Source organism: Falsirhodobacter halotolerans, assembly GCF_022899245.1.
GTDB classification, from domain to species: Bacteria; Pseudomonadota; Alphaproteobacteria; order Rhodobacterales; family Rhodobacteraceae; genus Falsirhodobacter; species Falsirhodobacter halotolerans.
In genome coordinates this window covers 100,075-125,280 of record NZ_JALJAZ010000001.1, presented here as the reverse complement: position 1 = coordinate 125,280, position 25,206 = coordinate 100,075, and the positions used below count along the sequence as shown (strand labels likewise).

Genomic DNA, 25,206 nt, shown 5'->3' with positions numbered 1-25,206 from the left:
TATGCGTCCTTGGTGCCGCACCCTTATCACGATTGCGCCGTCCCTTGCCAATCCCGCGCCGGAATCGTTTTCCAATTGGGGGTTTGGCGCATATAGTCGCCAAAAGAACAAAGATCGGGGGCACGGGTGGAACGACTGAAGGCATGGGGGATCGCGGCGGCGATCGGGATCGCCTCCACGACGGGTGCGCAGGCGCTGGACGCGGTGGTGTTCCAGGTGGTCGGCAACGACAAGGACATCACCGACACGCTGCGCAATGCCTCCCTGACCGCCGAAGTGTCGGCGGAACGCGACCGCTGGGACGAGCTGTTCGGCGCGGCGCAGGCCGATTACGGCCGTCTGGTCGGCGCGATGTATGCCCTTGGCCGCTACTCCCCCGTGATCAACATCACCATCGACGGGCGCGAGGTCGCCTCCATCCCGCCGCTGAACGCCCCCGACCCCGCCTCCATCCGCCGCATCGTCATCCGCGTGGATCCGGGGCCGCAGTTCCGCTTTTCCCGCGCCACCGTCACCCCCTATGTCCAGGGGTCGGAATTCCCCGACGGCTTCGCGGTGGGCGAGGTTGCCGAAAGCGGCCTTGTGGCCGAAGCGGTGCGCGCCGGCATCGACGGCTGGCGCGGGGCGGGATACGCCAAGGCCGATGTCGCGCAGGAACGCCTGATCGCGGACCACCGCGCCAACGCCCTGTCGGCCGAGGTGCGCATCGCCCCCGGCCCGCAGCTGCGTTTCGGCCCCATGACCGTGCAGGGCCAGCAACGGATGGACCCAAGGCGGATCGAGAAGATCGCGGGCCTGCCCGAGGGCGAGACCTATTCGCCCGAGGAACTCGACACGTCGGCCAACCGGCTGCGGCGCACGGGCATCTTTTCGTCGGTCGCGATGACCGAAGGGGACATTCTGGCCCCCGATCTTCTGCCCATCACCACCACGGTGGTGGAACAGCTTCCCCGCCGCTACAGCGTGGGGGCCGAGATTTCCAGCTCCGAAGGGGCGTCGGTCACCGCCTATTGGCTCCACCGCAACCTTCTGGGCGGGGGGGAGCGGCTTCGGATCGACGGGGCGGTGGAAAATATCGGCGCGCAGAATTCGGGCCGCGACTATTCCTTGGGCGCCACGCTGGAACGCCCCGCCACGATCACGGCGGACACCACCGCCGCCGTCAATATCGGGATCGAGCGGTTGGACGAGGAAGACTTCACCTCGGACGGGTTCGATCTGGGCCTGCGCTTCACCCATGTCATCAGCAAGGAACTGACGACCAGCATCGGCCTGACCTATGCCCAGTCGCGGGTGGAGGACGATCTGGGCACTTATGACTACAAGACCTTGGCGCTGCCCCTCGGCACCATCTACGACACGCGCGACAACGCGCTGGACGCGACCGAAGGGCTGTTTGCCAATGCCACGATCGAACCCTTCGCGGGGGCGGGCGATGCCGATTCCGGTCTGCGCGCCACGCTGGACGGGCGCGGCTATTACAGCCTTGGCACGCCGCGCCGGGTGACCTTTGCCGGCCGGGTGCAGGCGGGGCAGGTCTTCGGGACCGACCTGCTGAACACGCCGCGCGAATACCTGTTCTATTCCGGGGGCGGCGGGTCGGTTCGGGGGCAACCCTATCAATCGCTGGGCGTGAACCCCATTCCGGGGAACGAAGATTACAAGATCGGCGGCGCGGCCTTCCTTGCGGCGGCGGTGGAGGCGCGGGTCATGGTGACCGACACGATCGGCCTGGTCGGGTTCTTCGATGCGGGCCGCATCGGGGCCAGCGATTTTTCCGACATGCGCGAACAGTCCGGCGCCGGCATCGGCCTGCGCTATGACACCGGCGTGGGGCCGATCCGGCTGGACATCGCGACCCCGGTGTCGGGCGATACGGGCGAAGGCGTCCAGATCTACGTGGGTATAGGGCAGGCATTCTGATGCGGATCACGGCACTTCTTCTCATCACCGCCCTGCCCTGCGCCGCGCTGGCGCAGGATGTGGCCCCTTCGACCCCGGACGAGGATCGCGGCTGGCTGGAAGGCATCATCGAGGACAACCTCTCTTCCCCCGGCGTGAATGTGGACATTCGCGGATTTCAGGGCGCGCTGTCCTCGCGCGCCACGTTGCAGGAACTGACCATCGCCGATGATGACGGCGTCTGGCTGACCCTGCGCGACGTGGTGCTGGACTGGAACCGGTCGGCCCTGTTCCGCCGCCAGTTCCAGGTGACCGAACTGACCGCGGCCGAAATCATCGTCGCCCGCACGCCCAAGGTCCCCGAGGGGCTGGAGGCGGCCCCCGCGCCGGAGGCCACCCCGTTCAGCCTGCCGCAACTGCCCGTATCCGTGAATGTCGGCCGCATCGCGGCGGACCGGCTGGAGCTGGGCGAAGGTCTTGTGGGCGAAGATGTCGTGGCCTCATTGGAAGGCGCGCTGTCCCTTGCCAATGGTGAAGGGTCGATCACGCTGGACATCGCCCGGACCGACGGGCAGGAGCTCTCGCTGGATCTTGAGGCGAGCTATGCCAACGAAAACCGCCAGTTGGTCACCAACCTGACGGTGGCCGAAGGGGCGGACGGTCTGGTCACGCGCAAGCTGGGCCTTCCGGGCGCGCCGTCGATCGACCTGACGGTGGCGGGCACCGGGCCCATCGACGATTTCACCGCGAACATTGCGCTGGCGACCGACGAACAGCCGCGTCTGGCGGGGGATGTGCGCATCCAGTCGCCGGTGGAGGGTCCCTTGGGCTTTGCCGCGGACCTGTCGGGCAACGCCGCCCCGCTGTTCCTGCCGGACTATGCCGAGTTCTTCGGCGACAACCTGGCGCTCAAGGTCGAAGGCTCGCAATCGACGGACGGGGTGCTGGACATCCCCGCGGTGTCGCTGGTGGCGCAGCAACTGGCCTTGAACGGGGCGGTGACCATAGGGGCCGACGGGCTGCCCGACCGGATCGACCTGACGGGGCGGATCGCCGCGCCGGACGGGCAGCCGGTGCTGCTGCCGCTGACCACGGAGCAGGAAACCCGCGTGACCTCCGCCGATCTGGAGGTGGCGTTCGATGCCGCCCAGTCCGAGGATTGGCGCGGGGGCCTGCGGATCACGGGGCTGGACCGCGCCGATTTCGACGCCGACACGCTGGCGCTGGACGGCACGGGCCGCATCGTCGCGGGCGCGGCGCAGCAGGTGACGGCGGATCTGACGCTGGCCGCCACGGGCCTCGCCGCCGCCGATCCCGCCCTGAACGAGGCGCTGGGGCCGACGATCCAAGGTGGGGCGAACATCGTCTGGGTGCAGGGCGAGGATGGGCTGCGCCTGTCGAACCTTGCGCTGGACGGCGAGGATTACGGCCTGACCGCCGATGCCGTGTTCCAGGGGCTGAGCACGGGGATGACCATCACCGGCAATATCGGGGCGCGGTTCGCCGATATCAGCCGCGCGGCGACGCTGGCCGGCCGCCCCTTGGCGGGGGCGGCAACCGCGACCGTGTCGGGCCGCTATACCGTGCTGGAAGGCGGCTTTGACGCCGTGGCCGATGTGACCGGCACGGATCTTCAGGTCGGGATCGATCAAGTGGACGGGCTGCTTGGCGGCACCTCCACCATCCATCTGTCGACACTGCGCGACACGGCAGGCACCCGCATCCGCGATCTGACGGTGAACGCCCAAGGGCTGACGGCCGAGGCGCAGGGGCTCATCGCCTCCACCGGCAGCGACCTGACCGCGAATATCGACGCGCGGGACCTTTCGGTTCTGGGCGCGCCCTATGCCGGGGCGGCCGCTGCCGCCGTGACCTTCACGGGCACGCCCGAGGCGGGGGAGATCACCCTGACCGCCGATGGCACCGACATCCGCACCGGCATCGCGGAGGCGGATGGCCTGCTTCGCGGGGCATCCAGCCTTCGGTTGGATGCGGCACTGGACAACGGCGCCGCCGTGATCCGGCAGGCCGTGGTCAACGCCCGCGCGCTGGACCTGACCGCCGAAGGGCGGCTTTCGACCGAGGGCAGCGACGTGACCGCGCGCCTGAACCTGAGCGATCTGACCGCGCTTGGCCGGGGATATTCCGGGGCGGTGAACGCGGTGACGACCTTTCAGGGCACGCCGGAAAACGCACGTGTGACGGTGGAGGGGCAGGCACGGAACATCTCCGTCGCGCAGGCCGAGGCGGATCGCCTGCTGCGCGGAAACTCCACCATTTCCGCCGCAGCACAGATCACCAACGGCACGGTGATCGTGGAACGGGCGAATGTGCAGAACCCACAGATCACGGTGAACGCCACCGGCACGGCGGCGCAGAATGGGCAGGACCTGAACCTGACGGCGCGGCTGGCCAATCTGGGCCTTCTGGTGCCGCAGTTTCCCGGCGCCGTCACGGTGTCGGGAACGGTGCAGCAACGGCCCGACCGCTATGGCCTCGATCTGACGGCGCAGGGGCCGGGCGGGATCAACGCGCGGGTGAACGGCGATCTGGGCGCGGCCTTTGATCGGGCCGACCTGTCGTTGACGGGGGCCGCGCAGGCGGCGCTGGCGAACGCGTTCCTCAGCCCGCGCAGCGTGGCGGGGCCGGTGCAGTTCGACCTGCGGGTCAACGGCCCCTTGGCGCTGGAGTCGGTGAACGGCACGATCCGCACGCAAGGCGCGCGTTTTGCCGACCCGGAACTGAACCTTGCGATGAACGCCATCGACGCGACGGTCACGCTGGCCGGGCCGGTCGCCCGCATCACCGCCAGCGCCGCCCCCGAAGACGGGGGCAGCATCTCGGTCGGCGGCTCGGTCGGGCTGGCCGATCCGTTCAACAGCGACCTGACGGTGACGCTGAACCGCGCGGTGTTCAGCGATCCCACGCTGTATCGCACCACCACCGGCGGGACGGTCCGCCTGACCGGACCGCTGGCCGGAAACGGCACCGTGGCGGGCAACATCGTGCTGGAGGAGACCGAGGTGCAGGTGCCCTCGGGCGGTCTGGGCGGCGCGGGCACCCTGCCCCGCCTGCAGCACGTGAACGAGACCGCGCCCGTCCGGTCCACCCGCGCCCGCGCCCGCCTTCTGGACGAGGACGGGCGGACCCAGGGCAGCAGCGCCTCGGCGGGGTTGAACCTTGATCTGACCATCTCGGCCCCGAACCGCATCTTCGTGCGCGGGCGGGGGCTGGAATCCGAATTCGGGGGCCAGTTGCGGCTGACGGGCACCACCAACAACATCGTGCCGATCGGCGCGTTCGAACTGGTGCGCGGCCGTCTGGACATCCTCGGCCGCCGCCTGAACCTGAGCGAGGCGGCCATCACGATGGAGGGTGAGTTCGTCCCCTATCTGAACATCCGCGCGGCCAGCGAGAACAGCGGCGTTACCAGCTATGTCAACATCGTCGGCCCGGCGGATGCGCCGGAGGTGACGTTCAGTTCCACCCCGGAACTGCCGCAGGAGGAGGTTCTGGCGCAGTTGCTGTTCGGCCGCGACCTGTCCTCGATCTCGCCGTTCCAGGCGGCGCAACTTGCGTCCGCCGTGGCCACGCTGGCCGGACGCGGGGGGGACGGCATCATCGGCAACCTGCGCAAAAGCTTCGGGCTGGACGATCTGGACGTGACCACGAACGACAGCGGCGACGCGGCGGTGCGGGCGGGGAAATACATCGCCGCCGACACCTATACCGAGGTGCAGGTCGATTCGCAGGGGCAAAGCGAGATCAGCCTGAACTACGACCTTACGGACAATGTCACGGTGCGCGGATCGACCGGGACGGGGGATGGATCCACCGGCCTCGGCATCTTCTACGAACGCGATTACTGACGGCGATGGCGGCGGGCGGCGTGGTCGGCATCGACCGCCGCCCCCAGCAGGATCGCGAATCCCGACAGATACATCCACATCAGCAGCGCGATCACCGCCCCGATGGAGCCATAGACCTGATTGTAGCTGTGGAAATTGCTAAGATAGAACACGAACCCGCGTGAGATCAGCGCCCAGAGCAGGACCGACATCAAGAGGCCGCGGGTGAAGACCGGGCGCGGCTCTCCCGCCGGGCGGTTGGGGCCAAGGCGATAGACCAGCGCGATGCCGAACACCACCAAAGCCAGCCCCAGCGCGAAGTTCAGCGATTCCAGCAGGACCGACTGCCCATACCCCAGCGGCAGATAGCGGATGACAACCGGCATCACCACCGCCAGCACCATCGCCGACAGGACGACCCCGACCAGCGTGATCGTCAGGAACAGCGCCCGGATGACATGCATCACCCCGCTGCGCGCGGGCAGGTGGTGCACCGTGTTGATGCCGGTGATGAGCGAGGCCACCCCCGCCCGGCACGACCACAGCGCCAGCATGGTGGAGACCAGCGTCGCCCAGCCCAGATCACGGGAATTGGTGGCCAGCAGCGAATCGACCTGGGTGGAGATCAGGCTGAACGCATCGCCGGGAAGGAAATCGCGCGCCAGCTCCAGCTGACCGCGAATGACGACGGGGTCCGCCACGAACCCCCAGATCGCGATGACGGCGGCGACGGCGGGAAAGATCGACAGAAGGCCGTAGAACGCCATTCCGGCCGCGATCATGAACAGATCGGCGGCGTCGGTGCGGGCATGGAGGCGCTTCAGCCACGCCCATGACGACGAAAATGGCATATGATGGTCCCTTCATGGGCGAAATCCGGCCCATAGTATGGGCCGACCCCTGCCCCGACGGCAACCGTCAGAAGGATTTTGCCAGACGCAGGCCGACACCAAAGCCACGGTCTTGGCCCGCACGTTCCAGATCGAAGGACTGATAGGTGACCTCGCCCAGCACCGACAGGTCGGCAAAATCGCGCGAGGCACCGACGCGGACGATCCCGCCTTCTGTCCGTTCCGCCGTCAGGCGGTGATCGGGAAGGCTGGGCGCGTTGATGACGTAATAGCCGAGCGACCAGTTCACGTCGAAATTGGACAGTTCATGCGTGACGGCCAGTTGCACCATGCGCGAATCGGTGTCCATCGGCGCGCCCATGACCACGCCCTCGTTGGTATAGCCGCCATCATAGAAGAAGTTGGTATAGGCCGTGCCGTCGCCGCAGAAACCGTTTGTCGAATCGGCGATCTCGGTCGTGGCCCCTTCCACGGTGACGGTGGTCGGCACGCCGAAGGACTGGCCGCGCCCCTCGACCCCCGCCAGATACATGAAGCAGGAGGGCAGGCCGCCCGATTCATCCTCGCCGATGGCTTGCCCATAGACGCGGATGGGCGCGATGTTTTCCGGCAGGGTATAGGACAGGCCAAGACCGGCCAACTGGTTTGCGTCCGGTTCCGTTGCCGAATTGCTGCGCCCGATCAGGGTATCGATGAAATCGCCGAAACCTTCGGGGCGCCCCTCGCCCCCCCATTGCGCGGTGCGAACAAGGTCGATCTCGAACCCCGTGACCGGTTGCAGCTGCAGGCGCATACCCAGAAGCTTGGTGTTGTCGGGATTGCCGGGGCTGTCGCTTTGACCCAGGAAAACCTCGCCCTTCCACGGGCCGATCCACGACAGGAGCGGTGTGTCGAAGGCGCTGTATTCGCGTTTCTGGACATAGGCCGAAGCGAAGGGCCGCGCATTCGACGACATGATCAGCGAGGTGTGGCGCGAAGGCCCCCAGTTGCGGTCGATCGCGCCCAGACCGAAGGTGAACTCGCCCCAATACGTCTCCACATAGCTGCGATCCAGACGCACGCCGTCGCCGTCGCTTTCGCCCGACACCTCAAGATTGTAGCCCAGACGCGCGCCCTGATGGCGATAGCCGAGGGCGGCGAACCCGTCATCCCCGAAGCCGAGGATCGGGCGCTGCCCCAGGGTCGGGCTGGTGGTGCCGCCAAGGGTCACCGTGAAGCGGCCCGCGTCCTGCGCCAGGGCCGACCCCGTGCACAAGGCAAGGGCACCAAACCCCAGAACAATTTTCCGCATCGCCACACCCACACTGATCATTACGCCTTCGGAATAACGGAGACGTGTATCCCAAGGCAACCGCAATAGAGGGTCAGTGGGCGGAAACCGCCTGCAGTGGTGCCGGTTCGACATATCCCGCCACCCAGCGACGCACCACGTCGCGCGCGGCTTCGGGATCGCCCAAGGCCACCGCCGTGCGCAGGGCGCGCAGGACGCTGGCCATTTCCAACTCGCTCAGCGCCTCTTCGCGGGCGCGCATGATCTTGGGGTGGGGCGTGGTCAGAAGTCCTTCGCCGATCAGAAGTTCCTCGTGCAACTTCTCGCCGGGGCGCAGGCCGGTCACGACGATCTCGATATCGCCATCGGGATTGCCGGTGTCGCGCACGGTATATCCGGCCGCTTCGATCATCTGCTGGGCCAGATTGCGGATCTTGACCGGCTTGCCCATGTCCAGAACGAACACCTCGCCCCCGCTGTCCTGCCCCGCGAAGGATCCCGCCAGCATCACCAGACGCGCCGCCTCGGCGATGGTCATGAAGAACCGGGTCACATCCTCATGCGTCAGGGTCACGGGACCGCCCCGCGCGATCTGGTCGCGAAACAGCGGAATGACCGACCCGGACGAGCCGAGGACGTTGCCGAAGCGCACCATGGAGAAGACGGTTCCCCGCGACCGGAGGGCCAGATCCTGGATCACCAGTTCGGCCAGACGCTTGGACGCGCCCATGATGTTGGTCGGGCGCACGGCCTTGTCGGTGGACACAAGGATAAACCGCGCCACCCCCGCCTCATGCGCGGCGTCGGCGAAGGTGCGGGTGCCCAGAACGTTGTTGGCCAGCCCCGCGATCGGATTCCCCTCCACCAGCGGGACGTGCTTGTAGGCGGCGGCATGGAAAACCACCTCGGCAGCGTGATCGTTCATGACCATGCGCGCCAGACGGGCATCGGTGACCGATCCCAGAACCGGGGTGATGAGAACGCCCAGATCCTCGGCCATGTCGCGCAATTCGCGGTCGATGGTATAAAGCGCGATTTCCGAGGATTCGAACAGGACCAGCCGCCGGGGCCGGGCCACGATCAACTGGCGGCACAGTTCAGATCCAACCGACCCGCCCGCCCCCGACACCACGATCACGCGGTCGGTATAGGCCTCGGCCCCTTCGGGCATCACGGATTCCACCTGACGGCGGTTCAGGAACCGCCCGGGAATGACCGGCGCCAGATGATCGACCAGCTTCTCCTCGCCCACCAACTGGGCAAAGGATGGGACGGTCATCACCTTCAGCTTGCGCTTTTCCAGATGCCGCGCGATCTGCGCCTGCCGCGCGGGCGAGGCGGACGGCATCGCCAGAAGAACGCGCTGCACCCCCATCGTCTGCACCGCCTGGGCGATCTGGTCGGGGCGCAGCACCGTCAGGCCGGAAATCGTCAAACCCTGCACCGCCACGCCATCATCGACGAACGCCACCGGCCGGATGCTGTCATGCGACCGCAGCGCCGCCGCCAGTTGGATGCCCGTGGTCCCCGCGCCATAGATCAGGACCTTGTGGCGGGGCTTTCCCTGACGCAGCACCCATTTCAACGTGTAAAGAAGGCCATATCGCGCGCCGACCGACATCAGGAAGGACAACAGGGCGAACACGATCGCCGCCGCCCCCGGCAGCGGCACATCCGTCATGCGGATCAGGCCCGCCATCATCAGGCCCAGAAGGATCGAGGCGACGGCGACCTTGCCGATGGCCAACACCTCGAACGCCTTCAACTGGATGCGATAGATGCCCAGAAGCATCGACAGCGCCCCCGCCAGAACCGACAGCACGGGCAGCAGCGGGAACACCTGGCCCCACAGCCACAAGGGAAAGGGGACATTGTGGATCAGCGAACAGGTCAGCAGCAGCGCGAGCGGCGCGAGGATCAGATCCAGCGTCAGGATAACCGCCTGCTTCTGCTTTCGCGACAGCGCATCGACCATTCGAAACACATGATTTCTGGGCGATGGCAAATCGGGAATCCTACCGCTGGGGCTGCACAAAAATAAGACCGTTCAAGACTTAGAACGGTTCGGACGGCGCAACAAGCACTCCTGCGCGGACCGGACCTATTTCCGCCGGAAGATCACCCGTTTCGCGGTATCGCGGATCAGGCACAGGTCGAAACACACCGATTGATGGCGTTGATAGATCAGATCGAGGCGCGCCTTGCGGGGAATGCACCGACGGACATAGACGGCGTCCGTCTCTTCTGCCGTGGTGCAGGGGGTCAGCACCCGTTCCTCAAATCCGTGAATATGCAAGGAGGCGAGGCCGGTGATTCCGGGGCGGTTGCGCAGGATGCGGGCGTAAAGATCGGGAAACCGCTCGACATAGCTGCGCAGCGGGGGGCGGGGGCCGACAAAGCTCATGTCGCCGCGCAGGACGTTCCAAAGCTGCGGAATCTCGTCCGCGCGGGTCTTGCGCAGCAGCCGCCCGATGCGACCCACGCGGTCGGACTTGTCGCCGCCCGACACGCCCCCCTCATTCGGGCCGGCGGGGCGCATGGTCCGCAGCTTCCACAGGCGGAACGGCCGGTCCACGCCCTTCATGCGTTCGGCGACATAGAAGATCGGCCGCCCCTGCGCGATCAGCAGAACCCCCACCAGAACGACGAAGGGCACCGCGAGGATCAGCGCCAGCACCACAACCAGCGCGAGGTCGAGCAGGCGTTTTCCCGGCGTCATGCGGCCCGCCCTTCGGCGATCATCGCCGCAGGATCGGCGGGGGGCAGGGGCACCAGCGCCTGCAACCGGGCGGTGCAGAGGGCGACGCGGGGGATCGCGCCGGCGCGCGGGGGGCCGAACGCCCAAGGCAGGCCTGCGGCATCCAGAAGGTCGGCCATCGCGACGGGTCCGGGGGCGGCGATGTTCAGGACCGGCGGCAGATCGGGGATGTGCATCAACGCCCGCAGCACATGCGCCAGCGTGGCGGGACCGATATAGGACCGCACCGGCCCCCGCCCCCCCGCCACCGGATCAAGCGTGACCGGCGGGGTCGCGCGCAGCAGCGCATCCGCCCCCGCCACATTGCCCAGACGCAACACGCAAACGGGGATCTGGGCCGTCCGCGCCAGATCCTCCATCCGCGCCTTGGCTGCGCCGTAAGGGCTGACCGGCGTCGGGGCCATATCCTCGGTCAGATCGCCCGACGCGGTGCCATACACCGCGGCCGAGGACATGAGAAACACCCGCGCGCCCCGCCGCGCCCCCTCGGCCAACGCGGCGGCGGCCGTGGTGACGTTGTCCTCCATCGGGCCCTGCGGATCGGTGACGCCCGCCAGATTCAGGATCGTGCCGCCCCGCCCCTGTGGCCAGGCATCGCCCCGCGCAAGCCAGATCGCGTCCGGCCAATGGGGCCGAAGAAGGCGCGCCAGCCGCCCCGTGGCCCCGGTGACGATCAGGTCAGTCGGCATCTTCGAACCGCACCCGCATCTCGCGCAGGACCGGCAGAACCGCGCGCACGCGATCGGCCCCCAGCGTTTTCACCACGCCGCCGATGATCGGAACGATCGCATGCACCGCCGCATCCCGCGCCTGCCGCCCCGAAGGCGAGATGCCGACGAACTTGCGCCGCGCGTCGTCCCAGTCGGGGCGGATATGGACATGCCCCGCCCATTCCAGCTTGGCCAGCGTGTTGGTCATCGCCCCGCGCGTGACGTGGAACGATTTGGCCAGCTGGGCCGGGGTCCGTTCCTCGTTCAACCGGGCCAGATGGTTCAGAACGCCGAAATGCGACAGCTCCATGCCTTTCGGCAGCACCTTGGATATGCGGTTTCGGGCCAGCTGATCGGCCATGAACAGCTCTCCGAACAAGGTGATCGCAAGATCGTCGGTGCGGTCGATCATCAGCCAGCCAGAAGCGCGTCGAGCTTGCCTTGCGCGTCCAGCGCGTGGATGTCGTCGCTGCCGCCCACCGACTGTCCGTCGATGAAGATCTGCGGGACCGAGCGGCGGCCGCCCGCGCGTTCGGCCATCTTCGCCCGCAGGTCGGGATCGCGGCTGACGTCGGTTTCGGTGAAGGCCACACCCTTTTTCGACAGCAGCGCCTTGGCCGAATGGCAGAAGGGGCAGGTGGGGGTGGTGTAGATCTCGACGGTGGCCATGTCTTTCTCCCGTTTTGGTCCACCATATCTAGGGGGTTTTGACCACGCGCGCCAGCACCGCGACCGCAACATATGCGGCGCCTGCGTCGCGGCAGGCCTCTGCCGCCGCCGCAAGGGTCGCGCCGGTGGTCATCACGTCGTCCACCAGAAGAACCGCACGCCCGGGCACCGCCTGCGGGCGGCGCACGCGCATCGCGCCCGAGACGTTCTCGAACCGGGCGGCGGCCCCGCGTCCGTCCTGGCTCGCGGTGCGGCGGGTGCGGGTCAGAAGGGCCGGCGCGGCGGTCAGGCCGGTGGCCCGCGCCAGCCCTGTGGCCAGCAGGGCGGACTGGTTGAAACGCCGCCGGATCAGCCGCGTCCAATGCAGCGGCACGGGGGCCACCAGCATGTCGGGCCGCAGGATCGGGGCCACCGCCTGCGCCATCCAGCGCGCGGCGGGGGCGATCAGATCCTGCCGGTCGCCATGTTTCAGCGCCAGCACCATCCGCCGCGCATTGTCGCCATAGATCAGGGCCGCGCGCCCCTGATCCCAGGGCGGCAGCATCCGCAGGCAATCGTCGCAGGCCTCCGCATCCTCGGCCCCCGGCACGGGTGTGCCGCAGCGATCACAGACCGCGCCCGTCACGAAGGGCGTGTCGCGCCAGCAGGGGCCGCACAGCCCGCCCGAGGCCACACCCTCTCCACAGCAGAAACAGGCGGGGGGATAGAGCACCCGCAGCACCGCTTGCATTCCCATTCCCGCCCCCACACATTCCGGTCCATGACGCCCAAGCTGACCGACCGCCCTGCCCTGACCCGCCACCGGACCCGCGCCCGCACGGAGGCGCTGTTCCTGCATGCGGATGTCGCGCATGAGACGCAGGAAAGACTGAGCGAGGTTAACAGAACCTTTACGTCGCCCGTGGTCGTGACACCGTTCCCGGAATTCTGGCCGGGCTTTGCCACCGTGCCCGATGCCGATCTTCTGGATCTGACGGACGGCGCGCATGATCTGGTGATCCACGCCCTGTGCCTGCATTGGGCCGATGATCCGGTGGGGCAGGTCGTGCAATGCCGCCGCGCACTGGCCCCCGACGGGCTGTTCATGGCCGTCTGCTTCGGCGGCGAGACATTGCGCGAGCTGCGCGCCGCCCTGACGGCGGCCGAGGCGGAGGTGACGGGCGGCCTGTCCCCCCGCATCCTCCCCATGGCCGACATTCGCGATCTGGGTGCGCTTTTGTCGCGCGCCGGGCTGGCGCTGCCGGTGGCGGATGCGGACCGGCGAACCGTCCGCTATCGCGACGCGCTGCATCTGATGCATGATCTGCGGGGGATGGGCGAAACCTCGGCCCTGGATGCACGGCCGCGCCGGTTCACCCGCAGCGGCGTTCTGCTGGGGGCGGCGGCGCGGTATCAGGCCGATCATGCCGATGCCGAAGGGCGCATTCCCGCGACGTTCGATCTCGTTTGGCTGACGGGGTGGGCCCCGCATCCGGGCCAGCCGCAGCCCCTGCGACCGGGATCGGCCACCCACCGGCTGGCGGACGCCTTGCGCCCGAAGGATTGACGCCCCCGTTCAGGCGCGTATCTCCAGCCCTAGCCATAGGAGCCGCCCATGTCCCAGACCCTTCCCCCCGGCCACCCCGCGATCCCGCCGAAACGGGTGGGCGTCTTGATCGCCAACCTCGGCACGCCGGACGGTTACGACTACTGGAACATGCGCCGCTATCTGTCGGAATTCCTGTCCGACCGGCGGGTGATCGATTACCCCCGCTGGAAATGGCAACCGCTGTTGCAGACGGTGATCCTGGCGAAACGGCCCTTCACCTCGGGCGCGAATTACAAATCGATCTGGAACAACGAGGCCGGGGAAAGCCCGCTGATGACGATCACCAAGGCGCAGACCGCGGCACTGGCGGCGGAACTGCCGGAGGTGATGGTCGATTTCTGCATGCGCTATGGCAATCCCTCCACCGAATCGCGGGTGAAGGCGATGATCGAGGCGGGGTGCGACCGCATCCTGTTCCTGCCGCTTTATCCGCAATATGCGGGGGCGACCACGGCCACCGCGAACGATTCGTTCTTCCGCGCCCTGCAAGGGGCGTTCCGCGCGCCCGCCGCCCGCACCGTGGCCGAATATTTCGAACATCCCGCCTACATCGCCGCACTGGCCGATTCGGTGCGTGAGGCGTGGGACGCGATGGACACGAAGCCGGAGGTGCTCGTCGCCTCCTATCACGGGATGCCCAAGCGGTATCTGATGCAGGGCGACCCCTATCACTGCCAATGCCAGAAAACGACGCGGCTTCTGCGCGAATCGCTGGGGTGGGAGAAGGATGCGATCCACACCACGTTCCAGTCGGTTTTCGGCCCAGAGGAGTGGCTGAAACCCTATACCGTCGAACATGTGGCCGAACTGGCCAGGCAGGGCCGCAAGAACATCGCCGTGGTCGCACCCGCCTTTTCCGCCGACTGCATCGAGACGCTGGAGGAGATCGAGGGCGAGATTCGTGAGGCCTTCGTTCATGCGGGGGGCGAGACGTTCACCTATATCCCCTGCCTGAACGACCGCCCGGCCCATATCGCCGCGCTGGCCGCGATCATCCACGAAAATCTGGCGGGCTGGATCTGATCCGGCCCTTGGAATTGAAAAAGGCGGGGGATCGCTCCCCCGCCTTTTCCATATTCTGTGTTCCTGAAATCAGGAAGCAGCGGCAGCAGCCACAACCAGCAGCAGCAGCAGCGGAACAACGACGCCAGCCGACGACGAGCTGGTGTTTTCTTCCACGACGGCCGGAGCCATGACGGGTTCCATGACCGGCTCAGCCATACCACCGGCGAAAGCCGAGGTAGCAGCGACCGAGAGAGCGGCGGCGAGTGCGATTTTCTTCATAATGACCTCCAGATACTGCTCAACGTCTTTTGTTACAGAGGGGACGTTTTGCATCCAAGACTGTTCCTCGTATGAAATGCATTGGCATCTCTGGATTGTGAATGCAATCGGCGGCTTGGGGTTCCCACAAAGACGCGGAAAACGTTGTCAAATAAGCAACACTTGTGTCCCGACGGAGGTGAGCGAATAGAGCTCGATGATGTGCTCGTTATAGAGGCCCACACAACCGTTTGAGGATGCGCGTCCGATCTTGCGGGTGTCGTGCGTGCCGTGAATACGATAATATTGCCACGAAAGATACAGCGCACGCACGCCCAAGGGGTTGTCCGGCGCACCGCCTTCGACGACCTCGGGCCATTCGGGATTGCGCTGGCGCATCGCGGGCGTGGGACGCCAGCTGGGGTTCTCACGCTTTTCCACCACAGTGGTGCGGCCCCGGCGCGTCAGGTCTTCCGACAGCGGGATGGAACAGGGATAAAGTTTGTAGACGCTTTGATCCGCCGACCAGAAATGCAGCGCGCGCGACGTCAGATCGACCAGAATCGCCCCGTTGTTGGTGTTGTCGAAGTGATTGCGCCAGTCCAGCATCCGAAAGCTGGAGATGTTCGATCGCGCCGCCGCCGATCCCTCCATCGCCGTCGATCCCTGCATCACCGCATTCTGCTGCGCCAACGCCGGCGCGGCCAAGGCACCGGCACCCATGGCGGCAGCCGCCCCCAGCAACGCCCGGCGATTGAGCTTCACGTCACTCATCCGTCTCTCCATTTCCATGATGGGCGACCGGCTGGAACGCCCGTGTCGCGCGGAGGTCTACATAGCGTCATCCGGTGTGACGGGCAAATCACGATGACAATACCGTGCGCATCTTGCGTTTGATCCGGTGCGGACAGGCGGCTATGTATGGCGAAATCCTGAAAGCCTGGACAGCCATGAAATATCTTCTTGCGATTTGCGGCCTGGCCGCGCTTTCCGCCTGCTCGGGGGCACCGGCGGTGCAACTGGGCCCGGACGGGCAACCGGCGCAGCGCGTCTATCAGATCGACGAAAGCCAGCGGGGCGAGATCACGTATCGGATGCTCGATTCCGTCAATGCCCTGCGTCAGGCGCGTGGCATGGGCCCGTTGCAGTTGAACGCCGCCCTGACGGCCGCCGCCGCCACCCATGCGCGCGATATGGCGGTTCAGAACCGGCCCTGGCACTTCGGCTCGGACGGCTCGTCGCCTCTGGTGCGGGCACAGCGCGCGGGCTATGGCGGCACGCTGCTGGGCGAGGATATCTCCGAGACCTATCAGACCGAGACGCAGACCGTGGGCGACTGGATGAACCAGACCGGCACGCGCGAGGTTCTGTTGAACCGGGACGCCACGGATGTGGGCATTTCCTGGTATCAGGAATCGGCGGGCAAGCTGTGGTGGGTGATCAACACAGGACGGGGCGGCGGGGCCTCCTCGCCCTATGGCATGGCGATGGCCCAATAAGCGAAAGGCCCCGGATGTCCGGGGCCTTTTTCGTCAGGGAAGGATCTGGATCACGGTTCCGTCGCGGATCATGGCATAGATGTCTTCCATCTCGGCATCCGTCACGGCGATGCAGCCCGCCGTCCAGTCCCAACCGGGCTTCGGCCCCCGCGAGTCGCCGTGGATGAAGATGTCCCCGCCCGGCAGCTTGCCCGCCGCCAGCGCGTTGATCCGGTCGTTCGCATTGGGATAGGAGACGCCGACCGACAGGTGATAGGCGCTGTTGGGGTTGCGACGGTCGATGATGTAGGTGCCCTCGGGCGTCTTGCCGTCCCCTTCGAACTGCTTGTGTCCGACGGGTTGGAAGCCCAGCGCGATGTCATAGGTGTGGACGACGCGCGCGCCGCTCATCATGAACATCTTCCGGTTCGCCTTCTGGACCTGGATCATGGTGATCGGCGGCCCGTCATAGGTCTTGAATTTGGAAGGAGGCGTGTTGCCGCCGCAGGCCGCAAGACCCGCCACAAGCGCAAACGCCAGAATCAATTTCACTGCCCGCATTTTTTATCCCGGTGTCAGGGGTATTTTTGCAGGGCATTTAATCCCGAATCACGCCCCCTGCCTAGTCGGGATTCCCGCGGCCTTTTCACGAGCGGGTGAACTGTGCCGCCACCTCCACATGGGTGGACCAGCGGAACTGGTCGATCACCGCCACGCGGTCGAGCGTGAAGCCCTTTTCCACAAGGATGCGGGCGTCGCGGGCGAAGGTGACCGGGTTGCAGGACACCATGGCGATGCGCGGCACGCGGGATGCGGCCAGCGCGCGCACCTGCGCCTCGGCCCCCGCGCGGGGCGGATCGATGACGACGGCGTCGAAGCCCCGCAGTTCGTCCGCATCCAGCGGGCGGCGGAACAGGTCGCGGGCTTCGGACGTGACGCGCTTCAGGCCGGTCGCCGCGCGCCAGCCCTTGTCCAGCGCGGCGATCATGGCGGCATCGCCCTCCACCGCGTGCACCTCGGCCTGCCGGGCCAGCGGCAGGGCGAAGGTGCCCGCCCCGGCGAACAGGTCGGCGACACGCTTCGCCCCATCGACGGTCCGGGTGACAAAGGCCAGAAGTGCCGCCTCCCCCGCCTCGGTCGCCTGAAGGAACGCGCCGGGCGGCGGGGCCACGGGGGCCGCGCCGAAGCGTTGGAGCGGGGGTTGGCGCAGGGCCACGACCTCCCCCTCCCATGTCAGACGGGCGAGGCCTTGCGATTCGGCCAGTTGCGCCAACATGCCGTGCAGCGCCGCATCCAGCGGCTTGCCCCCCGTCACCGCCACATCGAGGCCGGTCGTGCTGTCCGTCACGGTCAGCGCCAGTTCCCCGCTGCGCGATCCGCCCGCCTTCACCAGCGCCTCCAGCGCGGGAAAGCCCGCCATCAGCGCCGGCGTCAGCAGAAGGCAGTTCGGCACCGCGACCAGCGCGTCCGAGGCCCGCCCGTGAAAGCCGATCAGCGCACCGCCCTTGGTCCGTCGTCCGTGCAGCGTGGCCCGGCGCCGGGAGCGTTGGGGCGAGGTCTGCGCCTCGTCCACCGCCGCCTCCAGCCCCTGCCCGGCCAAGGCCGTGACGACCACGGCGCGCTTCCATTCGGCCACGAACCGGTCGGACGCGTGTTGCAGCGCGCAGCCGCCGCAGGTGCGGTAATGCGGGCACGGCGCCGCCACGCGGTCGGGAGAGGGCGTCAGGATGCGGGGCGCGGGCATCCGGTCGCCCGTGATTTCGCCCTCCACCTCCTCGCCCGGCAGGATCCGGGGCATGAAGACGGGACCGGAAGGCCCCCCCGCTTCCGAAACATAGGCCACCGCATCGCCGCGATGGCCCAGACGGTCCGCCACCAGTTTCATTCCGCTGCCCCGATCATGTCGTCGTCCATTCCCAGAAAGCCGCCCGATTGCCGGTTCCAATAGCGCGCGTAAACCCCGTTTCGCGCCAGAAGTGCGTCATGTGTGCCTTCTTCGACGATCCGGCCCTTTTCCAGCACCACGATCCGGTCCATTTCGGCAATGGTGGACAGGCGGTGGGCGATGGCGAGGACGGTCTTGCCCTCCATCACCTTTTCCAGACTGGCCTGAATCGAGGCCTCCACCTCCGAATCAAGGGCCGAAGTCGCTTCGTCCAGCACAAGGATCGGGGCATCCTTGACGAAGGCGCGGGCCAGCGCGATCCGCTGGCGCTGGCCACCCGACAGCTTCACCCCCCGTTCGCCCAGATAGGCGTCATAGCCCGAACGCCCCTGATGGTCGGTCATCGTCTCGATGAAGTCGTCGGCCTCGGCGGCGCGGGCGGCGGCGCGAAGATCCTCGTCCGTCGCCTCGGGGCGGCCATAGAGGATATTGTCGCGGGCGGAGCGGTTGAACATCGCGGTTTCCTGCGTGACCATCCCGATCTGGCGGCGCAGGCTTTCCTGCGTGATGGTCCGCACATCGCGGCCATCAATCTCCACCACGCCCTTTTCGGTGTCGTAAAGCCGCAGCAGCAGGGCGACCAGCGTGGATTTTCCCGCCCCCGAGGCGCCGACGATGCCCAGCTTCTGGCCCGCGCCGATGGTCAGGTCGATATCCGTGACACCGCCATGCCGCCCGCCATAGGTGAAGGTGACCCCGCGGAACGCCACCTCGCCCCGCACGGCGGGCAGCGCCTCCGCCCCCTTGGCGTCGGGCAGCTTGTGGGGTTTGGCCAGCGTGTTCATCGCATCCTCCACCTCACCGATGGAGGTGTAGATGGACATGAGCGTGAAGCTGACCCAGCCCGACATCTGCGACAGCCGCAGCGAAATTGCCCCCGCCGCCGCCACGTCGCCCGCCGTGGCCACGCCCTGCTGCCACAGAACCAGCGTGCCGCCGATCAGCGCCACGGGCAAAAGGCCCGAGACCAGCATCAGCGCCGTGCGAAAGGTGGTGGAGATGACGCCGAAATCGAAGCTGCGTTCGCGGAAGGTGCCCATGGCCTGCAGGGCCACCCGATCCTCGAACTCGGCATGGGCGAAGAGCTTGACCGTCTTGATGTTGCTGATCGTGTCCACCACCTGCCCCGACACCATCGCGCGGGCGTTGGCGCGGGCGGCGGAATTCCTGCGGATCTGCGGCATGAAATGGCGGATCAGGACGATATAGCCGACGATCCAGACGCCCAGCGCCACCGCCAGCCAGATATCGACCGAAAGCAAAAAGATCACCGACCCCACGACCGAGGCCAGCGCGAAAGCCACCGTGTTGATCGTTTCAGCCGCCACATCCGTGACCGCGCGGGCGGCCTGCATCTGTTTCTGGCTGATGCGGCCCGCGAAATCGTTGTCGAAGAAGGTGACGTCCTGCCCCATCGTCCAACGGTGCAGCCGCCCCAGAACCAGCGGAAAGACGTTGGGCTGCACCATGATCGCGTTGGAGGCCGAGGACAGGCCGAACGCAAAGGGCCGGAGCAGCAGATAGAAGGCGGCCAACCCTACGAACAGCGGCCAGCTTGTCGCCCAGAACGCGCCGGGGCCGGAGGCCTGCGCCCCGTCGATCACCCAGCCCAGCAGCGTGGCCGACACCACCTCCAGCGCGCCGGTGAAGCAGGAGATGACGGCGGCGAGGATCAGCGCGGGCCAGGACCCCTTCAGGCACCACAGAAAGAACCTGCCCAGCGTTTCCGGCGGCTGGCCCTTGGCGGGGCGAAAGGCGTCGACCATGCCGCCCATGCGGCGCAGGGCGGTCCTCATGCGGGATCCTCCTCGGTGTGGATGAAGCCGCCGGACTGATGCGCCCAGAAGCGTGCGTAAAGGCCGTTCCGGGCCAGCAATTCGTCATGGGTGCCGATCTCGGCAATCCGCCCGTCGTCCAGAACAAGGATGCGGTCCATATGCGCCAGCGTGGACAGGCGGTGGGCGATGGCGATCACGGTCTTGCCCGCCATGACGCCGTAAAGCGCGTCCTGAATCTCGGCCTCCACCTCGGAATCGAGGGCCGAAGTCGCCTCGTCCAGCACAAGGATGGGCGCGTCCTTCAGGATGACGCGGGCAAGGCCGATCCGCTGGCGTTGACCGCCCGACAGCTTCACCCCCCGTTCGCCCACCTGCGCGTCATAGCCGGTGCGGCCCTCGCCATCCTCCAACGTCAGGATGAAATCATGGGCGGCGGCCTGTCGGGCGGCGGCGATCATCTGCTCCTCGGTCGCGTCGGGGCGGCCATAGAGGATGTTTTCGCGGACCGAACGGTGAAGGAGGCTCGGGTCCTGTTGCACCATGCCCACGGCCTGCCGCAGGCTGGACTGGGTGACGCCCGCGATGTCCTGCCCGTCGATGCGGATGGCCCCGCCTTCGGGGTCGTAGAAGCGCAACAAGAGCTTCACCAACGTCGATTTTCCGGCGCCGGAGCGGCCCACGACGCCCAGACGTTCGCCGGGGCGGATGGTCAGCGTGATGCCGTTCACCCCGCCCACGGCGCGTCCGTAATGATGCGTCAGCGCGTCCAGATCGATCCGCCCCTCGGTCAGGTGCAGGGGCTTGGCGCCCTTGGCATCGGTCAGGGCGATGGGTTGGGCGATGGTCTCCATCCCCTCGGCAATGGTGCCGAGCGACTGGAACAGCTGCTGGGTGGCCCACATGATCCAATAGGTCATATTGTTCAGCCGCAGGACCAGCGCCGCCGCCGCCGCGACCACGCCCACCGTCGCCGCCCCCTGATGCCACAGCAGGACGGCCCAGCCGATCACGCCGACGATCATCGCGCCGTTCAGAAGGGTCAGGGAAATGTCCATGCGGCTGACGATCCGCATCTCGGCCGCGAAGGTGCTGCGGGCATGTTCGATGGCATCGCGCGCATGGGCCTCCTCCCGCCCGTCATGGGCGAACAGCTTGACCGAATGGATGTTGGTATAGGCATCGACCACGCGCCCCGTCACTGCCGAGCGGGCGTCCGACGAGGCCTTGGCTGCTGGCCCCGCCCGCCGCACCGTCCAGCGCATCAGGAGACCATAGCCGAGAAACCACATCAGCAGCGGGATCATCAGGCGCGGATCGGCCTGTCCCAGAACCACAAGGCTGCCCACCGCCGTGGTGGCCGCGAAGGCCACCGCATCGAAGACGTTGAACACCGCGTCCCCGGCGGCAGGGGGCGTCTGCATGATGCGGTTGGCGAGGCGTCCGGCAAAATCCCCCTCGAACCAGCCCACGGGCTGACGCAGGACATGCCGGTGCGCGCGCCAGCGGATCAGCGTGCCGAAATTGGGCAGGATCGCGTTGTGCAGCATGGCGGTGTTCGCCGCCGATGCCAGGGGCCGCAAGAACAATACGCCCAGCGCGACCAAGGTGATTTCGGTGCCATAGGTGGCCCAGACCTCGGCCGGGGTGCCGCGCGTCAGCAGATCGACGATGCGCCCCACATACCAGATCAGCACCAGATCGGTGACGGCCACCACCACCGACAACAGCGCGGTGACGATGAACACCCCCCGGAACGGGCGCATGTAATCGCGCAGAAACGGCCAGAGGCGGTTCGGCGGGACATCCTTTTGATCATAAGGCGCGTAGGGATCGACGAGCCGTTCGAAAAACTGGAACATGGGGGCGGCTTTCTGAATACCCGTGCCATATAGGTCGGCAGGGGTGGCAGGTCACCCCAGAAGCTGATCCTTGGTCAGACGGAAGCCAGAGGCGATCCACCGCGCCTCCAGTTCGCGCAGGCGATGGCCGAGGGCGGGGCCCTTCAGGGCGGGCATCAGGTCGGCGGCGGTGACGGGAAAACGGGCGGCGGCGGCCTCGGCAAGCCCGTCCAGCGCCGGAGGGGTGCCGATCAGCGCCGCGCGGACCAGCGCGGCATCGCGGGCCAGCGCCGCCCCGTGACGATAGGCCAGTTCGGGCGGCGCGGTGCCGTCGCGCGCGGCGGCGGCGATACGGGTCAGGCGGGTGGCGTCGGCCTTGGACAAGCGCAGGTCCGCCTCGCCCCCCAGCAGGGCCAGACGCCGGATCGGATCGGGGGGCAGATCTCCCTCCAGATGCACAAGGACCGGCAGCGCGGTCGCGTCCGCCCCCGGCAGCACGCGCGCCAGCACCCCCGCCTGCGCCATCGCCGCCACGGCGGGCGCAGGATCGGCGGCGGACAGAAGCTTGCCCATCTCTGCCCCCACCCGTTCGCGCGACAGACGGGCAAGCCCCTCCGCCCCCGATGCGCAGGCGGCCAGGCCCTCGGCATCCAGCCCCGCATCGGCATCGCCATAGATTGCGTGAAACCGAAAGAACCGCAGGATGCGCAGGTAATCTTCGGCGATGCGGCGGTCGGGATCGCCGACGAAGCGGACATGGCGGGCGCGCAGATCGTCCATGCCCCCCAGCGGATCGATCACCCGCCCCCGCAGATCGGCATAAAGCGCATTCATCGTGAAATCGCGGCGCGCGGCATCTTCGGCCACATCCTGCGCGAAGGCCACCGTCGCATGGCGGCCATCGGTGGCGACATCGCGGCGGAAGGTCGTGACCTCCACGGGCGTGCCGCCCGTGATGACGGTGACGGTGCCGTGGGCCAGCCCGGTGGGCACGACCTTCAGGCCCGCCACCTCGGCCCGCGCGATCACCGTGCCGGGATGGGCGTCGGTGGCCAGATCCAGATCGGTCACCGCCCGCCCCATCAGCGCGTTGCGAACGCAACCGCCCACCAGCAGCGCGCAATGGCCCGCGTCTTCCAGCGCGGCGGCGACGGGGCGGGCGGGGTCCATCCAGGGGGCGGCGGGCAGGATCATCCGACGCGCACCGCCAGATCGCGCAGAATGCCCGCCGTCGCCCCCCAGATGTAATAGGGCCCCCACGGCGCCACCCAATACCGCCGCGTGCGCCCGCCCCAGATGCGGGATTCCAGCCGGTAGCTCGCGGGATCGAGGATGTGGGTCAGGGGAACGGCGAAGACCTCGGCCACCTCGCCCACCTCCGGTCGGGGGGTGAAGCGCGTGTGCAGAAGGCCCACGACCGGCGTGATCGTGAATCCGGTCACTGTGGGGTGGGGGGGAAGTGCGCCCAGAACGCAGACCGAGGCCGGGGGCAGGCCGATCTCCTCCTGCGATTCGCGCAGGGCGCAGGCCACAGCATCGGCGTCGGTGGGATCGACCTTGCCGCCGGGCAGGGCGATCTGGCCCGGATGATGGGCCAGACCGGTCGCGCGTTTCGTCAGCCACAGACGGTCGCCCTCGACCGCCAGAAGCACCGCCGCTGGGCGCAGGATGTCCGGCACGGGCCATGGCCCCGCCGGATCGGGCGGGGCGGGGCGCGTCAGGGCGGCGGTCAGGGCGTCAGGCGTCATCTCCGGGCGGTCCCACCGTGTCCGATCCAAGGGTGTCGGGCGCGAATTCGTAATGCGCGCCGCAGAATTGGCAATCGGCGGTGACGACGCCCGCCTCGGTGATCATTCCGGCGATCTCCTCGGGGGGATAGGGGGCCAGCGCCTCCTGCACCTTGTCGGCGGAACATGAACAGCCAAAGCGCAGCGCCTGCGCGTCGAACACGCGCGGCCCTTCTTCGTGGAACAGGCGCACCAGAAGATCCGTCGGCGACACCGTGGGGCCGACCATCTCGATGTCCTCCACCGTATCCAGAAGATAGTTCGCGCGCAGCCAGCTGTCGCTTTCCTCGCCCGACAGGATGTCGGCATGGGTCAGCAGACCGCCTTCGCCCGACGCCTCGCCCACCGAGGGGGACGCCTTGGGCATGTGCTGCAGCATCACGCCGCCCGCGCGCCAGACCTCCGCCTCGCCCGGGCGCTGCGACCGGCCGAAGGACAGTTCGAACCGGGTGGGCAGCTGTTCGGACTGGGCGAAATACGTCTCGGCGCATTTGGCCAGCGACCCGCCCGCGATGGGGGTGATGCCCTGATAGGGGACGGTGCCTTCGCCCTGATCGATCAGGATGGCGAAATACCCGTCGCCCAACTGGTCGAACGCGGGGGCGTCGGTCAGGGCGTCCTTGTCGAACCCGGCATAGGCGCGGATGCGGGCGGGTTGGCCGTCATCGGTCGGGCCGTAATAATCGGTGGCGATCAGCTTGACCGCGCCGTTGCCCCGAATCTGAAGCGACAGCTTCCAGCGAAGTTTGATCGTCTGGCCGATCAGCGCGGTCAGCAGCGCGGATTCGGCCACCAGCGCCTCGATCGACGGGGGATAGGCGTGGCGCGACAGGATCTGATCCAACACACCGTCCAGCCGCACGACGCGACCCCGGATGTCCGAACGGTCAAGCTGGAAGGGAAGGACGGTGTCGTCCCAGGCGATCTGCGGTGCGATGGTCATGGAATGTCCTTTGGGCAAACAGGCCCACGGGGATTTGCAAACAACGTATGACTTGGCATACCGCGCCTATATAGGCACGGCAACCAGATGCCCAAGGGGGACATGATGATCCGACGTTATGGCGAAGCGGTTCGGCCGGGGCAGCGGTATCGGCGCAGGCCGGGGATCTATGCCGTCTGCCTGCGCGGGACGGAGGTTCTGACGACATTCCAGACCGCGCCGCAGCCGGAGTTCCAGCTGCCGGGCGGCGGCATCGACCGGGGGGAGCCCCCCATCGCCGCCCTGCACCGCGAGGTTCTGGAGGAGACGGGCTGGCGCATCGCCCTGCACCGCCATGTCGGCACCTATCGCCGGTTCACCTTCATGCCCGAATACGACATGTGGGCCGAAAAGGTCTGCCAGATCTGGCTGGCCCGCCCCGTCCTGCGGCTGGGGCCGCCGACGGAAGCCGACCATCGGGCCGTCTGGCTGCCGGCATCGGAGGCGGTGGCACTTCTGGGGTCCGACGGCGACCGCGCCGTGCTGGCCGACACGCTGCGCCGCTTCGGCTGAGGTAACGTTGCCGTGCCCCGGGCGGG

Annotated in this window: 23 protein-coding genes; 6 read left to right on the top strand and 17 right to left on the bottom strand. The window is 67.4% G+C overall.

Annotated elements, in window-relative coordinates; genetic code table 11:
• The first annotated feature begins 126 nt into the window (after positions 1–126).
• Together MU449_RS00580 and MU449_RS00575 are read left to right on the top strand one after the other, a co-directional pair.
• A complete protein-coding gene (locus MU449_RS00580; RefSeq protein ID WP_244736032.1) occupies positions 127–1,923 on the top strand; it encodes an autotransporter assembly complex protein TamA in 1,797 nt (598 codons plus the stop codon).
• Positions 1,923–5,771, top strand: a complete 3,849-nt coding sequence (locus MU449_RS00575; RefSeq protein ID WP_244736031.1) for a translocation/assembly module TamB domain-containing protein — start codon at positions 1,923–1,925, stop codon at positions 5,769–5,771. The genes MU449_RS00580 and MU449_RS00575 overlap by 1 nt, the downstream gene beginning before the upstream one ends.
• On the opposite strand, the gene MU449_RS00570 is transcribed toward MU449_RS00575, so the two are convergent.
• The 8 genes from MU449_RS00570 to MU449_RS00535 form a co-directional block, all read right to left on the bottom strand.
• On the bottom strand, positions 5,765–6,601 hold the full coding sequence (locus MU449_RS00570; RefSeq protein WP_244736030.1) for a YihY/virulence factor BrkB family protein: 837 nt from the start codon (positions 6,599–6,601) through the stop codon (positions 5,765–5,767). The genes MU449_RS00575 and MU449_RS00570 overlap by 7 nt on opposite strands.
• A 67-nt stretch (positions 6,602–6,668) precedes the next feature.
• On the bottom strand, positions 6,669–7,892 hold the full coding sequence (locus MU449_RS00565; RefSeq protein ID WP_244736029.1) for a capsule assembly Wzi family protein: 1,224 nt from the start codon (positions 7,890–7,892) through the stop codon (positions 6,669–6,671).
• Positions 7,893–7,965: 73 nt separating this feature from the next.
• Positions 7,966–9,855, bottom strand: a complete 1,890-nt coding sequence (locus MU449_RS00560; RefSeq protein WP_425309729.1) for a polysaccharide biosynthesis protein — start codon at positions 9,853–9,855, stop codon at positions 7,966–7,968.
• Between the two features lie 117 nt (positions 9,856–9,972).
• Positions 9,973–10,590, bottom strand: a complete 618-nt coding sequence (locus MU449_RS00555; protein WP_244736027.1) for a sugar transferase — start codon at positions 10,588–10,590, stop codon at positions 9,973–9,975.
• On the bottom strand, positions 10,587–11,318 hold the full coding sequence (locus tag MU449_RS00550; RefSeq protein WP_244736026.1) for an NAD-dependent epimerase/dehydratase family protein: 732 nt from the start codon (positions 11,316–11,318) through the stop codon (positions 10,587–10,589). The genes MU449_RS00555 and MU449_RS00550 overlap by 4 nt, the downstream gene beginning before the upstream one ends.
• On the bottom strand, positions 11,308–11,751 hold the full coding sequence (locus tag MU449_RS00545) for a MarR family winged helix-turn-helix transcriptional regulator (protein WP_244736025.1): 444 nt from the start codon (positions 11,749–11,751) through the stop codon (positions 11,308–11,310). The genes MU449_RS00550 and MU449_RS00545 overlap by 11 nt, the downstream gene beginning before the upstream one ends.
• Positions 11,751–12,008 (bottom strand): glutaredoxin 3, encoded by a 258-nt coding sequence (gene grxC / locus MU449_RS00540; RefSeq protein ID WP_244736024.1) that lies wholly within the window; start codon positions 12,006–12,008, stop codon positions 11,751–11,753. The genes MU449_RS00545 and grxC overlap by 1 nt, the downstream gene beginning before the upstream one ends.
• Positions 12,009–12,036: 28 nt before the next feature.
• Positions 12,037–12,744: a ComF family protein gene (locus tag MU449_RS00535; RefSeq protein WP_244736023.1), complete on the bottom strand. Its 708-nt coding sequence runs from the start codon at positions 12,742–12,744 to the stop codon at positions 12,037–12,039.
• 24 nt (positions 12,745–12,768) lie between these two features.
• On the opposite strand from MU449_RS00535, the gene MU449_RS00530 reads away from it, so the two are divergent.
• A complete protein-coding gene (locus MU449_RS00530) occupies positions 12,769–13,554 on the top strand; it encodes a methyltransferase domain-containing protein (protein ID WP_244736022.1) in 786 nt (261 codons plus the stop codon).
• Positions 13,555–13,602: 48 nt separating this feature from the next.
• Positions 13,603–14,619, top strand: a complete 1,017-nt coding sequence (gene hemH, locus MU449_RS00525) for a ferrochelatase (protein WP_244736021.1) — start codon at positions 13,603–13,605, stop codon at positions 14,617–14,619.
• Positions 14,620–14,688: 69 nt separating this feature from the next.
• Here hemH and MU449_RS00520 read toward each other — a convergent pair whose 3' ends face one another.
• A complete protein-coding gene (locus tag MU449_RS00520; protein ID WP_244738896.1) occupies positions 14,689–14,880 on the bottom strand; it encodes a hypothetical protein in 192 nt (63 codons plus the stop codon).
• A 147-nt stretch (positions 14,881–15,027) separates the two neighbouring features.
• A complete protein-coding gene (locus MU449_RS00515) occupies positions 15,028–15,633 on the bottom strand; it encodes a L,D-transpeptidase (RefSeq protein ID WP_244736020.1) in 606 nt (201 codons plus the stop codon).
• Between the two features lie 176 nt (positions 15,634–15,809).
• On the opposite strand from MU449_RS00515, the gene dalA reads away from it, so the two are divergent.
• The gene (gene dalA, locus MU449_RS00510; protein WP_244736019.1) at positions 15,810–16,358 is read left to right on the top strand and encodes a divisome-associated lipoprotein DalA; all 549 of its coding nucleotides are present in this window, start codon (positions 15,810–15,812) and stop codon (positions 16,356–16,358) included.
• Between the two features lie 33 nt (positions 16,359–16,391).
• Here dalA and MU449_RS00505 read toward each other — a convergent pair whose 3' ends face one another.
• The 7 genes from MU449_RS00505 to hslO all read right to left on the bottom strand — a co-directional run bounded on the left by MU449_RS00505 (position 16,392) and on the right by hslO (position 24,628).
• The gene (locus MU449_RS00505) at positions 16,392–16,898 is read right to left on the bottom strand and encodes a L,D-transpeptidase family protein (RefSeq protein WP_244736018.1); all 507 of its coding nucleotides are present in this window, start codon (positions 16,896–16,898) and stop codon (positions 16,392–16,394) included.
• An 85-nt stretch (positions 16,899–16,983) separates the two neighbouring features.
• On the bottom strand, positions 16,984–18,222 hold the full coding sequence (locus tag MU449_RS00500) for a class I SAM-dependent RNA methyltransferase (protein ID WP_244736017.1): 1,239 nt from the start codon (positions 18,220–18,222) through the stop codon (positions 16,984–16,986).
• Positions 18,219–20,078 (bottom strand): ABC transporter ATP-binding protein, encoded by a 1,860-nt coding sequence (locus MU449_RS00495; RefSeq protein WP_244736016.1) that lies wholly within the window; start codon positions 20,076–20,078, stop codon positions 18,219–18,221. Before MU449_RS00495 ends, MU449_RS00500 begins: the two co-directional genes overlap by 4 nt.
• A complete protein-coding gene (locus MU449_RS00490; RefSeq protein WP_244736015.1) occupies positions 20,075–21,919 on the bottom strand; it encodes an ABC transporter ATP-binding protein in 1,845 nt (614 codons plus the stop codon). The genes MU449_RS00495 and MU449_RS00490 overlap by 4 nt, the downstream gene beginning before the upstream one ends.
• A gap of 51 nt (positions 21,920–21,970) precedes the next feature.
• Positions 21,971–23,092, bottom strand: coding sequence for a CCA tRNA nucleotidyltransferase (locus MU449_RS00485; protein WP_244736014.1), 1,122 nt, complete (start codon positions 23,090–23,092; stop codon positions 21,971–21,973).
• A complete protein-coding gene (locus tag MU449_RS00480) occupies positions 23,089–23,646 on the bottom strand; it encodes a CoA pyrophosphatase (protein ID WP_244736013.1) in 558 nt (185 codons plus the stop codon). Before MU449_RS00480 ends, MU449_RS00485 begins: the two co-directional genes overlap by 4 nt.
• The gene (gene hslO / locus MU449_RS00475; protein ID WP_244736012.1) at positions 23,636–24,628 is read right to left on the bottom strand and encodes an Hsp33 family molecular chaperone HslO; all 993 of its coding nucleotides are present in this window, start codon (positions 24,626–24,628) and stop codon (positions 23,636–23,638) included. Before hslO ends, MU449_RS00480 begins: the two co-directional genes overlap by 11 nt.
• A gap of 105 nt (positions 24,629–24,733) precedes the next feature.
• Here hslO and MU449_RS00470 point away from each other — a divergent pair, with 105 nt between their 5' ends.
• Positions 24,734–25,180: an NUDIX hydrolase gene (locus tag MU449_RS00470; RefSeq protein ID WP_244738894.1), complete on the top strand. Its 447-nt coding sequence runs from the start codon at positions 24,734–24,736 to the stop codon at positions 25,178–25,180.
• Positions 25,181–25,206: the final 26 nt, after the last annotated feature.